Below are 13,450 nucleotides of genomic sequence, written 5' to 3'. Positions count from 1 at the left end.
CCTTTTGAGTTAACTCATAATGTAACGCTAGATTATTTAGCGTCTAAAAAGCTTTTCAGTAAATCAGAGCGAGAAGGGTGACGTAATTTACGTAGTGCCTTCGCTTCAATTTGACGAATACGCTCACGTGTTACATCAAACTGCTTACCTACTTCTTCTAACGTGTGGTCGGTATTCATATCAATACCAAAACGCATACGTAGTACTTTCGCTTCACGGGCAGTTAAGCCAGCGAGCACATCGTTAGTTGCGCCACGAAGAGACTCCATTGTTGCCGAATCGATAGGCGAATCAATAGTAGTATCTTCAATGAAGTCGCCTAAGTGCGAATCTTCATCATCACCAATTGGTGTTTCCATTGAAATTGGCTCTTTTGCAATCTTAAGTACCTTACGGATTTTATCCTCAGGCATCATCATGCGTTCAGCTAATTCTTCTGGATTTGGCTCACGACCCATTTCTTGTAACATTTGACGTGAAATACGGTTCAATTTATTGATCGTTTCAATCATATGTACTGGAATACGGATCGTTCTTGCTTGGTCAGCAATAGAGCGAGTAATTGCTTGGCGAATCCACCACGTAGCATAAGTAGAGAACTTATAACCACGACGGTATTCAAACTTATCAACCGCTTTCATCAAACCAATATTACCTTCTTGAATTAAATCCAAGAACTGTAAGCCACGGTTGGTGTATTTTTTAGCGATTGAAATTACCAGACGTAAGTTCGCTTCTACCATCTCTTTTTTAGCACGGCGCGCTTTCGCTTCACCAATACTCATGCGACGGTTTATATCTTTAATACGTTCAATGCTTAAGCCAGTGCTTTCTTCCATTGAAGAAAGTTTGCTAATACAGCGAAGTATTTCAGGCTTCACTTCTTCAAGTTTAGCTGAATGCTTTTCGTTAGCTGCAATTTCAATATCAAGCCATGCTGTGTCAGTTTCGTTGTTTGCAAAGTGCTTAACAAAGGTTTTCTTTGGAAGCTTTGAAACTTGTACTGCATGCTTCATGATAAGACGTTCTTGAACGCGAACTCGGTCCATCATTTCACGCATGTTATTAACCATGCGGTCAAATTGTTTAGGCACAAGTTTAAAGGTTCTGAACAACTCACCAATTTCTAAAATAGCGGCTTGAGATTCTGGATGAGAGCGACCTTTCTTATCGAATGTTTCACGTGCTTTAGTGTATAAATCACGTAAGTTTTCGAAATGGATGCGCGCTTCTTCAGGATCTGGACCTGTATCTACTTCTTCTTCGTCTTCATCATCGCTGTCATCATCATCGTCGCTGTCATCAAGCTGTTTTTCGCTTAATTCAGAACCAATGTTAGTGGCAGCAATTGGTGGTGCTTCGTCTGCATCAGGATCGAAAAAGCCAGAGATAATGTCGCTAAGGCGCATCTCTTCTGCTTCAAATTTATCCCACTGTTCAAGTAGGTAAGTGATCGCTTCTGGGTATTCAGCAACCGAAATCTGTACTTGGTTAATGCCTTCTTCAATACGTTTAGCGATAACAATTTCGCCTTCACGGGTAAGAAGTTCAACAGTACCCATTTCACGCATATACATGCGAACAGGGTCTGTTGTACGGCCGATTTCTTTTTCTACAGTAGCAAGGGCTGCAGCGGCAGCTTCCGCTGCGTCTTCGTCTGTCGTGGTTTCTTGCATCATTAATTCATCAGCATCAGGCGCGTTTTCGCTAACCTTGATACCCATGTCATTAATCATGCTAATGATATCTTCTACTTGATCTGAGTCGATAATATCTTGTGGAAGGTGATCATTAACTTCTGCAAAAGTTAAATAACCTTGCTCTTTACCTTTTTGAATCAGAAGTTTTAATTGTGACTGAGGAGTTGGATCCATAGAGATTGTTTCTTCCACTCTGATAAGTTGATACAACAGGCGCCATCATGGAGTTTGCTCAAAGGCTAACCAGAATAATGTGACGCAGTGAATAGCACAGTATAACAGCCTAAATCAAATCTGACTAGCTGTTCGTTGCTTTTAACGCTGTCATTAGCAAATGACATTCTAGTCGTTCATCGCTATTTAAGCCCTGTGTCTTGTCTTTTATTAATAGGGTCTCTAGTCGATAATTTAAACACTGATCTTCAATAAATTTAAAAGTATTTTGAAAAACAGTCTCTAAACGCTCTTCATTTATTTGATGTTGCCATGTAGCCAACTTAGTTAGTGGCTCATAGTCATCAGTGTCTCTAAATGATTCGAGAATTTGTGCAGTGGTAATACCATCTTTTTGTAACGCTTGATGTTGTAGGCGTAATAACAAGCCGATTCCTGCAATATTCATTTGTGCTAAATCAGGCAAGTAGGGCACGCTTTTTGCCAAATTAGGGTGCTGAACTAAAATGCCTATCGCTTGGCGCATCGGTGTAATTTTAAATTTACGTTCAATTGCCTGCTGCTGTTTTGGTGTTTTTAAGTGATTATTGAGTTGCTCACGGGTGCGACCAATTAATCTGCCAAGTTGCTCCAAGATATTTTCTTGATAGAACTCACTTGGGATTTTTTCAATTAATGGCAGTGCTGCACTGAGTAACTTAGCCTTACCGGAATCGAGCGTTAAATCAATCTCTTTACTTAGTTTATTAAACAGCACTTTAGTGAAGTCATCGGCGTTTTCTAGGCGCTGCTCAAAAGCCTCTTTACCTTCTTGTTGAACGAGTGAATCAGGGTCTTCACCATCGGGTAAAAATACAAAATGCAGTGCTTTGCCATCGTTTAAGTAAGGAAGTGCATTTTCCAGTGCACGCCACGCGGCATCTTTACCTGCACGGTCACCGTCGTAGCAACAAATAACTTTGTCAGTGGTTCTAAATAAGGTGTGCATATGCTCGCTGGTTGTCGCTGTGCCGAGTGCGGCAACTGCGTATTCTATTCCTTGTTCAGCCAGCGCAACGACGTCCATATAACCTTCGACTATAAGTATATGATCGAGTTTTTTGTGTGCTTGTTTTGCTTCATAAAGGCCATAAAGTTCAAAGCCTTTGTGGAATATTCGTGTTTCAGGAGAGTTTAAATATTTTGGCCCCTGATCTGCTTGCATTACACGGCCACCAAAAGCAATTACGCGACCGCGTTTATCACGAATAGGAAACATTAAACGATCACGGAAAAAATCGAATTGCTTACCTGGCGTTTTTTCAGATGCGAGCTTCAGCTCAACTAATTGCTCTTTTTGTTCTTGATTACGTCCAAGCTGTTGGCAGAGGCCTTCCCATTCGCTGGGCGCATAGCCCATCATAAACTTTTTAACTGTTGCGCCGCTTAAGCCGCGACCTTTTACATAGTCTATTACTGTTTCAGAATTACTATGATGTTTTAACTGGTGTTGATAAAAACGCGCTGCATGGAGCATTAAATCGTAGTCTGAACGTTTTTGTGCTGCGGTGCGTTCTGGGCCATTACTACTTCCTTGTTCGCGAGGAACATCTAGGTTAAGTAAACTGGCTAGCTCTTCAATTGCATCAACAAACTCAAGTTTGTCATATTCCATAACAAAAGAAATAGCATTGCCGTTAGCGCCACAGCCAAAGCAATGATAAAACTGTTTATCTTGCGATACAGTAAACGAAGGCGATTTTTCATTGTGAAAAGGACAGCAAGCTTGATAGTCTTTGCCCGCTTTTTTCAACCCTACCTTTGAGTCAATCAGGTCGACAATATCGGTTCGTGCCAATAAATCATCGATAAAGTTGCGTGGGATCTTTCCAGCCATTGTTTAAAGTACAGCCCTAAGGTAAATATAAAAGTGTTAAAAGCGAATTATAATACGCAGAGATTGGAACACAAATGCATATTTTTTTGAAGTGCTCTAAACGAAGAAACCGAGCTCAAGGCTCGGTTTACTTCAATCATACTTAATGTATGTGGGAGTATTAGGCAGTTAATCGTTGCTTAATTAAACCTGAGATTTTGCCCATATCGGCACGACCTTCGGCTTTGCTTTTGATTATACCCATTACTTTACCCATGTCTTGCATACCTGCTGCGTTAGTATCAGCAATAGCCGCGTCAATGAGAGCAATGATTTCTTCTTCACTCAATTGTTGAGGTAAAAAAGCTTCAAGTGCTGTAATCTCATTGGCTTCAATTTCAGCTAAATCATCACGCCCAGCATCTTTGTACTGAGTGTAAGAGTCGCGACGTTGTTTAACAAGCTTCACTATAACGGAGGTAATATCTGCGTCGTCTAGTGTTATTTGCTCGTCAATTTCACGTTGCTTGATTGCAGCAAGTACCATGCGAATAGGATTAAGACGTTGTTTGTCTTTAGCTCTCATCGCATCTTTTTGCGCATCTTTTAGCGTTATTAAAAGGCTCATTTATACAAGACCTAATATATTAGTATAATTTAACGCGACGAGCGTTATCACGAGAAAGTTTTTTCATGTGACGTTTAACAGCAGCTGCTTTTTTACGCTTACGCTCAGCTGTTGGTTTTTCATAGTGCTCGCGACGACGAACTTCTGAAAGGATACCTGCTTTTTCACATGAACGCTTGAAGCGACGAAGTGCTACGTCAAACGGTTCGTTCTCTCTTACTTTAATTACTGGCATTAAAAATTCACCTACCTAAATTATGAGCGTTGCTCAAGTTGATCAAACATTGATCAAGTGGTTCAAAAATGGTGCGGTATTGTAATCCGAAGCAACACCACATGTAAAGGATAATATTAACAGAAACCCGACCGCTAAAACAGTGTTAATTTATATACCGTTGGTATAGCCTGCAAAAAACTTGCCCAGCTTTTTTCTCTTTTATTAACAACCAGTTACTAGGTGCTTTAAACGAGCTTAACTCCGTTTCTACCTCAACGTATATCAGTGCGTCAGGGTCGAGCCATTGATTATTTTCTAATAAATCACAGCATGATTGGGCTAAATTTTTGCGAAATGGCGGGTCAATAAAAACTAAATTAAATGCCTCACTGGTGTTTTTGCTTTCAAGAAAGGTCAGGGTATTAGTATTGAGTACCTGTGCATTTTGCGCATTAAGGGTGGTAACATTTTGCGTTAGCTGTTTTGCTGCTAACGCATCAAGCTCTAAAAATGTGGTGTTTTTAGCAAAGCGAGATAGCGCTTCAAATCCTAAACCACCAGAGCCGGCAAAGCAATCGAGAGTGCGCGCATCGCGGGTGTCGTGCATTAACCAATTGAATACCGTTTCTTTTATTCTGTCGGTTGTAGGGCGCAAGCCTTGAACGTCTTTTACTGGCAGTTTACGACCGCGAAATTGGCCGCTAATGATTCTAATAAAGCCATCGGCTGATTTATGGGTGGTGTTATTTTGTGTGTTTTTTTTTCTCATTTAACTCACTAAAAATTGGTATCTATGATCTAGCTCAGATAATATTGCAATCATATCACGGCGTGTCATTTTTCAACTGCGCTAAAAGTGTTACTATTATGCACCCTCGAGGATAACGTGTTGCTAAAAAGCAATTATTTAGGCTTAAAAGCACGCTATCATTATCGTTAGTTTATCAGATTTTTATAAGTGGTTATTAGCAAGTATGGCAAAAAAAAGTAAATTCATGTCGTGGCTCGGTTTTGGCAAGTCAGATAAAAAACAAGCAGAAGCTGATAAACAACAAGCATTAGCAAACGAGCAGGCAGAAAAAGCCGAACAGGAGCGCTTAGCAGCAGAGAAGGCCGAGGCAGAGCGTTTGCAAGCTGAAGCCGAACGTTTAGAACAAGCCCGAATTGCAGCTGAACAAGCTGAAGCAGAACGTTTAGCGCAAGAGCAAGCTGAAAAAGCCGAACAACAAATAGCTGCCGAAAAAGCAGAGACAGAGCGTTTAGAGCAAGAAAAACAGGCGCAAGCACAACGCGCTGCGGCAGCAGAAAAACAAGCGATTGAACAAGCTAACGCTGAGCTATTGGCTAAACAACAGGCAGATGCCGAGCAGCAAAGACAAGAGCAAGCTCAACGTTTAGCAGAACAAGAAGCGCAAATGTTGTTAGAGCAAGAGCGTATAGCAGCTGAAAAAGCTGAGAATGATCGCCTAGAACAACAACGTATTGCGGCTGAACAAGCTGAGAATGAGCGTTTAGAGCAACAGCGCATTGAAGCAGAACAAGCTGAGAATGAGCGTTTAGAGCAACAGCGCATAGCAGCAGAACAAGCTGAGAATGAGCGTTTAGAGCAACAGCGTATTGGAGCAGAACAAGCTGAGAATGAGCGCTTAGAACAACAGCGTATTGCGGCTGAGCATGAGCGTTTAGAACAACAGCGTATTGCAACAGAACAAGCTGAAAACGAGCGCTTAGAACAACAGCGTATTGCTGCAGAGCAAGCTGAGAATGAGCGTTTAGAGCAACAGCGTATTGCAGCAGAGCAAGCTGAGAATGAGCGTTTAGAACAACAGCGTATTGCAGCAGAAAAAGCTGAGAATGAGCGTTTAGAGCAACAGCGTATTGCAGCAGAACAAGCAGAGAGTGAGCGTTTAGAACAACAGCGTATTGCAGCTGAAGAAGAGGCTGAACGCCTAGAGCAACAGCGACTGACCGCAGAGCTTGCAGAGGAAGAAGCAAAGAAAGCGGAAAAACCTAAAAAAGAAGGCTTTTTCTCTCGTCTCAAAAAAGGCTTACTTAAAACTCGAGTTAATATTGGCTCTGGTTTTTCGTCAATTTTTAGCGGTAAAAAAATTGACGACGAATTATTTGAAGAGCTAGAGACTCAGTTACTTACTGCTGATCTCGGTGTTGATACCACCATGAAGCTTATTGATAATTTAACTGATGCAGCCGATCGCAAGCAACTTAAAGATGGTGATGCGCTTTATGAGCTTATGAAACAAGAAATGGCAACTATGCTAAAAACAGCAGAGCAGCCTTTAGAAATACCAGCAGATAAAAAACCTTTTGTTATTTTAATGGTAGGGGTAAACGGCGTAGGTAAAACCACCACCATTGGTAAAATGGCCAAGCAATTCCAAAATCAAGGTAAGTCGGTCATGCTTGCTGCCGGTGATACTTTTAGAGCTGCAGCGGTAGAGCAGCTTCAAGTATGGGGTGAACGCAACAGCATTCCGGTAATAGCTCAACATACAGGTGCTGATAGTGCATCGGTAGTATTTGATGCTTTTCAAGCTGCAAAAGCACGTAATGTCGATGTGTTAATTGCTGATACAGCAGGGCGCTTGCAAAATAAAGATAACTTAATGCAAGAGCTTGAAAAAATAGCCCGTGTAATGAAAAAAGTAGACCCTGATGCACCTCATGAAGTGATGCTGACTATTGATGCTGGTACAGGCCAAAATGCAATTAGCCAAGTAAACTTATTTAATCAATGTGTAGGTTTAACAGGTATCACATTATCAAAGCTTGATGGTACTGCTAAAGGTGGGGTTATTTTTGCCGTTGCCGATAAGTTTAATATTCCTATTCGTTACATTGGCGTAGGTGAAAGTATTGATGATTTACGTACCTTCAAGAGCGATGACTTTATTGACGCGCTATTTAGTCAAGATGAGGACGACGCTTAATTTACCAAAAGGGAGCCTGCTCCCTTTTTAATTGCGAGGAATACCATTTTATTTTAGAGCCTAAGGCTAACAATAAATTGGCAATAATAAAAAATGATAAATTTTCAGCAAGTAAGTAAAACCTATGCCGGTGGACACCGTGCGCTTGAAAAAGTGAACTTTCATATAAAGCCTGGCGAATTGGCCTTTCTAACTGGTCACAGTGGGGCTGGTAAAAGTACACTATTAAAGCTTATTAGCTTAATGGAACGTCCTTCTGCAGGAAACGTGTTTATTAATGGCGTGGATTTAAATAAATTAAATTCCCGTCAAATTCCGTATGCACGTCGCGACATTGGTATTATTTTTCAAAATCATCGATTATTAGAGCGATATACGGTATTTGATAACGTTGCTTTGCCCTTAATTATTGAAGGGACTCACCACAAGCAAATTGCCAAACGTGTACATGGAGCGCTTGATAAAGTAGGCTTGTTAGATAAAGTGCGCTGTCACCCTTCTACACTTTCTGGTGGTGAACAACAACGAGTCGGGATTGCACGAGCCATCGTCAATTCGCCACCTATATTGCTAGCCGATGAACCTACCGGTAACTTAGACCCTGAATTATCAATGGAAATATTACGCCTGTTTGAAGACTTTAATAAACATGGCACCACGGTTTTAATTGCCACTCATGATTTGGGCTTAGTGTCACGGATGAAGTACCGCAGTTTAACGCTTCATGATGGACGAATGAGCCAAGATCCACTGGCTGAGGGGGGATTATGAGTTTACTGTTCAAAAGCCGTCAAAATAGTAATGATAAACAAAAAAAGTCAGTATTCTCTGGCGGTTACTTTTTTATTATTAATATTTTTCGCCAAGGTGTGTACAGCCTAGGAGAAATGTGGCGCACGCCATTGGCTTCAATGATGACCATTGCAGTACTCGGTTTGAGTTTAACCTTGCCCGCTACACTATATTTAGTGGTAAAAAATGTGCAGCAAGTGAGTAGTGGTTTTGAGCAAGCCAGCGAAATATCCTTGTTTGTAAAAGAAAATATGAGCGAGAAAGAAACGCAAACCTTAGTTAAACGCTTAGCGCTATATCCCGAAATACAAACTGTGACTTTTATTTCTCGCACTGAGGCTTTGGATGAGTTCAAAGAAATGTCTGGCTTTGGTCAGGCTTTAGAGTATTTAGATACCAACCCGTTACCGAATGTAGTTTTAGTCACACCAACACAACGACATAGCCAACCTAATGCAGCTAAGCAATTGCTTAAAAAACTTGAAGCCGAACGCGAAGTTGACTTTGGCAAGCTTGATATCGCTTGGCTTGAGCGCCTAAATGCATTACTAAGTTTGTTAAAAGAGAGTGTAATCACGATTGCGCTACTATTACTTACCTCAGTGACGCTAATTATAGGCAATACAATTCGTTTATCTATTATGGATAAAAAAGAAGAAATACAGGTGATGAAGCTAGTTGGGGCAACTAATACCTTTATACACGCTCCCTTTTTATGGACTGGCATTTGGTATGGTGTGATTGGCGGATTGTTTGCTTTTATATGCGTAGCATTAATGATGTGGTGGCTATCTGCTGCAGTAAGCAGTGTTGCAGGGGTGTATCAAACCAGTTTTACGCTAATAGGGCTTAGTCTTAATGAGTTTGGCGCGTTGGTATTACTTGCTACTAGTTTGGGTTTTATTGGTTCTTACTTATCGGTTAATCGTTACATCTCAGAAATAGAACCTGATAAGGTTTAGGGCTCTAATATAATTCTTAAAACTGTCATGTTTTAAGTTTAAAATAATAAAAAAGCCAAAGCAAAAAGGTTATTTTTGTTTTGGCTAAATCAATTCATAGGTTATTCAGTCGCCTAGCGTAGACTGACTTAACACTAAAAAAACCACTTGATTTATGATTCAAAAAAGTTTTAAATTCAAGTTAGCACTCTTACTAAAAGAGTGCTAAGATGGTTTCAAATGTTTATCACCGAGGTGAAAAATGAGTAAAGATTTATACGCAATGGCACTTACAGTTGGGCAACAAAGCGCAAGTATGGACGGCTACCTTCAAGCTGTTAGTACTATTCCTATGCTTAAAGTTGAGCAAGAGCAGGAACTTGCAAAAAGACTTCAGGAAGAAGGCGATCTTAGTGCTGCAAAGCAACTCATTATGTCGCATTTGCGCTTTGTAGCGCACATAGCTAAAAGCTACTCGGGTTACGGGTTACCTCAAGCTGATTTAATTCAAGAAGGTAACATCGGACTGATGAAAGCAGTAAAACGTTTTGACCCATCAGTGGGTGTACGTTTGGTTTCATTTGCCGTTCATTGGATTAAAGCCGAAATTCATGAGTTTGTGCTTAAAAACTGGCGTATCGTTAAAGTGGCCACGACCAAAGCACAACGTAAATTGTTTTTTAACTTACGTAAAAATAAAAAGCGTTTAGGTTGGTTTAACCAAGCTGAAGTGAGCACAGTAGCTAGCGAGCTAGGTGTGAGTGAAAAAGAAGTACGTGAAATGGAATCGCGTATGAGCGGCCAAGACATGGGCTTTGATTTAACTGGCGACGATAATGATGACGCGCCAACTAGTACTTACTCACCGGTACAGTACTTAACCGATGGTTCTGCTGATTTAGCTGACGACATTGAACAGCAACAATGGCAAGAACAGTCACATACGCGTTTATTTAGCGCTTTGAAAACTCTTGATGAGCGTTCTCAAGATATTGTTAGTGCTCGTTGGTTGTCAGACGATAAAGCAACACTGCAAGAGCTGGCTGAAAAATACAGCGTATCAGCAGAGCGTGTTCGCCAGCTGGAAAAAACAGCAATGAAAAAATTACAAAGCGCGATGAGTTAGTCGCACTAAAAAACTGATAAAGCCCTGCATGAAAATGCGGGGCTTTTTTTTAACTAAAAAAGCTAACTAAAAAGGTTAATAGAAAGTATCGTTTTTCTTGTTCTGCTTACCTCTAGTCACATCTATGTATCTTTTAATTAAATATACGCTATTTAAAATTAATGAATAAGTTTGGTTTTAATTTAAATACATGATTTTAGTTTGTTTTTAATTTGGGTATATGAAAATATTCGCGCACCTGAGCGACTTATCGCTCAAATCGTAGCCTAAATTAAGTCATTTAATTACTGGTTTGTTGCCTTTCAATTTCATTTAACGCGAGTATTTACACTCAATATGAACTCATATTCACTAAAGAAAAAAATCTTGCTATCGGTCGTTCTTGCCCTAGCCGTTATTATTTTATTGCTGTCGTGGAATAGCTATACCTCTCAAAAAGCGTTACTGCTAAAAAGCAGTATTGATAACGTAAGCCAATCTGGTAAGCAACAGGCTACGAGTATTGAAGATTGGCTAGCTAGTCGTCAGCAGATAATTAAATCGGTTGCGAATAAGGTTGAGGGCAACACGCTCAGCGCACTTCAGCAAGCAGCATTTTCAGGTGGCTTTCAGTTAACTTACTTTGGAGATAGTAGCGGAAAAATGACTGACTCTGATCCCAGTATTGATCGCACCGGCTTCGATCCGCGCACTCGTCCATGGTATAAACAAGCACTGCTTCAAAGTAGCACCGTAATTACCAAACCTTATTTAGATACCGCGTTTAATCAGTTGGTTGTTTCTATTGCTAAAACCACGCAAAGCGGTGTGGTTGCGGGGGATTTGTCGATTGAGACCTTGGTCGATAGCGTCAATACAATGTCTTTACCTGCAGATGGATACGCCATTATGATGCATAAAGATGGCACTGTGATTGCCTATAAAGACGCTAGAAAAGTAATGGCAGATATTACGCGTATTGACTCGAAAATAAATCATCAATTGATTTTATCTAACAGCCAAAACGGTGAATTCACTCCTGTTTATTTTGAGGTTGAAGGCCGAGAGAAGCTAGTTTGGGGTGAAAACATTAACAATACAGATTGGCAGTTGTTGTTTGTATTGGATAAACAAACTTTAGAGGCTCCGCTTATTAGTTTATTGCTGACTCAATTAGTGCTGGTTGCGGTAGCACTTTTACTGAGTGTGTTGGCTATTTCATGGCTATTGGGTGTATTGCTCGCACCTTTGAGCCGAGTATCGCAAGCTTTATCAACAATTGCAGATGGTAACGGTGATTTAACTCAACGTATAACTGTTGATACGCAAGATGAAGTTGGGGTTCTGGCTGATAGTTTTAATCGTTTTGTTAGCAGCCAACATGAACTGATCAGTCATATTCGTCAATTAGCTACTGACTTAGACTTTGATGCAGAGAAAAGCTTAATCACCAACCAAAGCAGTGTCAGTGAGTTGCAGCGTCAGCAACAAGAAGTGGCTATGGTTGCTACCGCGGTCACAGAAATGGCGAGTGCAACCCATGAAATTGCCGCTAATGCAGAAAACACTGCAACCGCATCGCAACAATCGGCACAAAGTAGCCGTGAAGGTAAGTTGTTAGTTGATAAAACCAGAAACACGATTAATTCACTCGCGGGCGAAATAGACCAAACTACCACAGTTATTGGTGAATTAAGTTTGCATGCTCAGGCTATATCGAGCATTTTAACTACCATTCAAGAAATTGCTGAGCAAACAAATCTCTTAGCGCTTAATGCTGCAATAGAGGCCGCCCGTGCGGGAGAGCAGGGGCGTGGTTTTGCAGTGGTTGCCGATGAAGTGCGCGTGTTATCAAGAAGAACACAAAACTCTACAGCCGAAATTTATACCACTATAGAAACCTTACAAAACACCACTAAAAAAGCAGTGAGCTTGATGGACAGCAGTAAGGGCTATGCCAACAATAGTGTGGATGATGTAAATGCTGCCGCACACGCACTAGAAGAAATTACTTTGGCGGTAAATGAGATTTCTGATATGGCGGGTCAAATAGCGGTTGCAGCAGAAGAGCAAACGCAAGTGACCAATGAAATTACTAGAAATACGGTTGCTATTAAAGATGTAACCGATGAAATAACTACCTCAGCTACCGCGCATTTAAGCCAAGCCGAAGTATTAAAAGACAGAGCTACAGATCTAAATGCCAAGGTAGCGACATTTGTTTTATAAATACCATACTTATAATTGAGTTAAATTAACTGTTGGGGTAAGGCGTTCGCTTACTCCATCAGTTTAATGAAATGGCTTGTTGTTGGGCTATTTGTACATACTTACGTTCTACCAGCTGTGATACTGGTACCAGTTCAAATCCTTGCTCGATTAATTGCGGCAAAGCTTGGCGTAAAAAATCGATAGTTTCGGGGTAGGGGTGTGCTATTGCAATGGCAAACTGATATTTAGTTGCTTTTGACTTTAGCTCTTCTAGCCTAAATTGTAGCTGCTCAGGGGTAGTTATATTATCTAAAAATACATGCCGACCAATATTTTCTACCCCCAAAAAGTTAGCTGCATTTTGCGCCTGGCTTAATTCGGTTGTTCGGCTATCGAGAAAATACAACTGACGCTTTTTAAGTACTTCCATGGTCCACTTCATTGCTTGGCTTTGCTGAGTGAGTGCAGAACCCATATGATTATTAACCCCTTTAACTTGTGGCAAACTCGCCAGTGCATTACCGAGTGTTTGTTGAAGTTGTGCTTTATCCATATTTAAAGTAAGTGCCCCAGGGCCTAGCTTTTTACCATTTAAAGCTTGCATAGGCACATGCAACAGGAGCTCTTTATTTGACTGACTAGCAAGGGTTGCAAATATTTGAGAATAGGGGGTATGAGGCAAAATTGAATAAGACAATTGCCCAGGTAAACTTAGGAATTCTAGGTCACGTTGATGATAACCTATGTCATCGATCACTATGGCTATTTGTTTGGCTTTAACACCATAGGGTGCAGCAAATAGGATTAAAAAAAGCCCAGCTAACACCATTAAATTTATAATTTTCACGTTTTATAATTTTTATTATCTTTAAATAGTTT

General features: G+C 40.6%; 11 protein-coding genes. 5 read left to right on the top strand and 6 right to left on the bottom strand.

Annotated elements, in window-relative coordinates; genetic code table 11:
• Positions 1-32: 32 nt before the first annotated feature.
• The 5 genes from rpoD to rsmD all read right to left on the bottom strand — a co-directional run bounded on the left by rpoD (position 33) and on the right by rsmD (position 5,343).
• Entirely contained in the window at positions 33-1,874 is a 1,842-nt protein-coding gene (gene rpoD, locus FHG08_RS01625) for an RNA polymerase sigma factor RpoD (protein WP_010391796.1), read from the bottom strand.
• A 124-nt stretch (positions 1,875-1,998) separates the two neighbouring features.
• On the bottom strand, positions 1,999-3,750 hold the full coding sequence (gene dnaG, locus FHG08_RS01620; protein ID WP_178956636.1) for a DNA primase: 1,752 nt from the start codon (positions 3,748-3,750) through the stop codon (positions 1,999-2,001).
• A gap of 160 nt (positions 3,751-3,910) precedes the next feature.
• Positions 3,911-4,357: a GatB/YqeY domain-containing protein gene (locus FHG08_RS01615; protein WP_178956635.1), complete on the bottom strand. Its 447-nt coding sequence runs from the start codon at positions 4,355-4,357 to the stop codon at positions 3,911-3,913.
• 19 nt (positions 4,358-4,376) lie between these two features.
• On the bottom strand, positions 4,377-4,592 hold the full coding sequence (gene rpsU, locus FHG08_RS01610) for a 30S ribosomal protein S21 (protein ID WP_002957797.1): 216 nt from the start codon (positions 4,590-4,592) through the stop codon (positions 4,377-4,379).
• Between the two features lie 145 nt (positions 4,593-4,737).
• Positions 4,738-5,343, bottom strand: coding sequence for a 16S rRNA (guanine(966)-N(2))-methyltransferase RsmD (gene rsmD / locus FHG08_RS01605; RefSeq protein ID WP_178956634.1), 606 nt, complete (start codon positions 5,341-5,343; stop codon positions 4,738-4,740).
• 205 nt (positions 5,344-5,548) lie between these two features.
• On the opposite strand from rsmD, the gene ftsY reads away from it, so the two are divergent.
• The 5 genes from ftsY to FHG08_RS01580 all read left to right on the top strand — a co-directional run bounded on the left by ftsY (position 5,549) and on the right by FHG08_RS01580 (position 12,589).
• Positions 5,549-7,522 (top strand): signal recognition particle-docking protein FtsY, encoded by a 1,974-nt coding sequence (ftsY, locus tag FHG08_RS01600; RefSeq protein WP_178956633.1) that lies wholly within the window; start codon positions 5,549-5,551, stop codon positions 7,520-7,522.
• Positions 7,523-7,615: 93 nt separating this feature from the next.
• Positions 7,616-8,293, top strand: a complete 678-nt coding sequence (gene ftsE, locus FHG08_RS01595) for a cell division ATP-binding protein FtsE (RefSeq protein WP_138571115.1) — start codon at positions 7,616-7,618, stop codon at positions 8,291-8,293.
• Positions 8,290-9,276, top strand: coding sequence for a permease-like cell division protein FtsX (ftsX, locus tag FHG08_RS01590; RefSeq protein ID WP_138571116.1), 987 nt, complete (start codon positions 8,290-8,292; stop codon positions 9,274-9,276). Before ftsE ends, ftsX begins: the two co-directional genes overlap by 4 nt.
• Positions 9,277-9,517: 241 nt before the next feature.
• Positions 9,518-10,381 (top strand): RNA polymerase sigma factor RpoH, encoded by an 864-nt coding sequence (gene rpoH, locus FHG08_RS01585; RefSeq protein WP_008114893.1) that lies wholly within the window; start codon positions 9,518-9,520, stop codon positions 10,379-10,381.
• A gap of 336 nt (positions 10,382-10,717) precedes the next feature.
• Positions 10,718-12,589, top strand: coding sequence for a methyl-accepting chemotaxis protein (locus FHG08_RS01580; protein ID WP_178956632.1), 1,872 nt, complete (start codon positions 10,718-10,720; stop codon positions 12,587-12,589).
• 58 nt (positions 12,590-12,647) lie between these two features.
• On the opposite strand, the gene FHG08_RS01575 is transcribed toward FHG08_RS01580, so the two are convergent.
• Complete coding sequence (locus tag FHG08_RS01575) at positions 12,648-13,400, bottom strand: divergent polysaccharide deacetylase family protein (protein ID WP_054202667.1); 753 nt, start codon at positions 13,398-13,400, stop codon at positions 12,648-12,650.
• Positions 13,401-13,450 lie beyond the last annotated feature (50 nt).

Source organism: Pseudoalteromonas sp. Scap03, assembly GCF_013393115.1.
Taxonomy (GTDB): Bacteria; Pseudomonadota; Gammaproteobacteria; order Enterobacterales; family Alteromonadaceae; genus Pseudoalteromonas.
Note: the sequence above shows the minus strand (reverse complement) of the source record. Positions and strands in the feature narration are given on the sequence as shown.

Bases quoted from the DNA above. Each gene is read 5' to 3' on its own strand.
- rpoD (WP_010391796.1), bottom strand. From the start codon at position 1,874: ATGGATCCAACTCCTCAGTCACAATTAAAACTTCTGATTCAAAAAGGT.
- dnaG (WP_178956636.1), bottom strand. From the start codon at position 3,750: ATGGCTGGAAAGATCCCACGCAACTTTATCGATGATTTATTGGCACGA.
- FHG08_RS01615 (WP_178956635.1), bottom strand. From the start codon at position 4,357: ATGAGCCTTTTAATAACGCTAAAAGATGCGCAAAAAGATGCGATGAGA.
- rpsU (WP_002957797.1), bottom strand. From the start codon at position 4,592: ATGCCAGTAATTAAAGTAAGAGAGAACGAACCGTTTGACGTAGCACTT.
- rsmD (WP_178956634.1), bottom strand. From the start codon at position 5,343: ATGAGAAAAAAAAACACACAAAATAACACCACCCATAAATCAGCCGAT.
- ftsY (WP_178956633.1), top strand. From the start codon at position 5,549: ATGGCAAAAAAAAGTAAATTCATGTCGTGGCTCGGTTTTGGCAAGTCA.
- ftsE (WP_138571115.1), top strand. From the start codon at position 7,616: ATGATAAATTTTCAGCAAGTAAGTAAAACCTATGCCGGTGGACACCGT.
- ftsX (WP_138571116.1), top strand. From the start codon at position 8,290: ATGAGTTTACTGTTCAAAAGCCGTCAAAATAGTAATGATAAACAAAAA.
- rpoH (WP_008114893.1), top strand. From the start codon at position 9,518: ATGAGTAAAGATTTATACGCAATGGCACTTACAGTTGGGCAACAAAGC.
- FHG08_RS01580 (WP_178956632.1), top strand. From the start codon at position 10,718: ATGAACTCATATTCACTAAAGAAAAAAATCTTGCTATCGGTCGTTCTT.
- FHG08_RS01575 (WP_054202667.1), bottom strand. From the start codon at position 13,400: ATGGTGTTAGCTGGGCTTTTTTTAATCCTATTTGCTGCACCCTATGGT.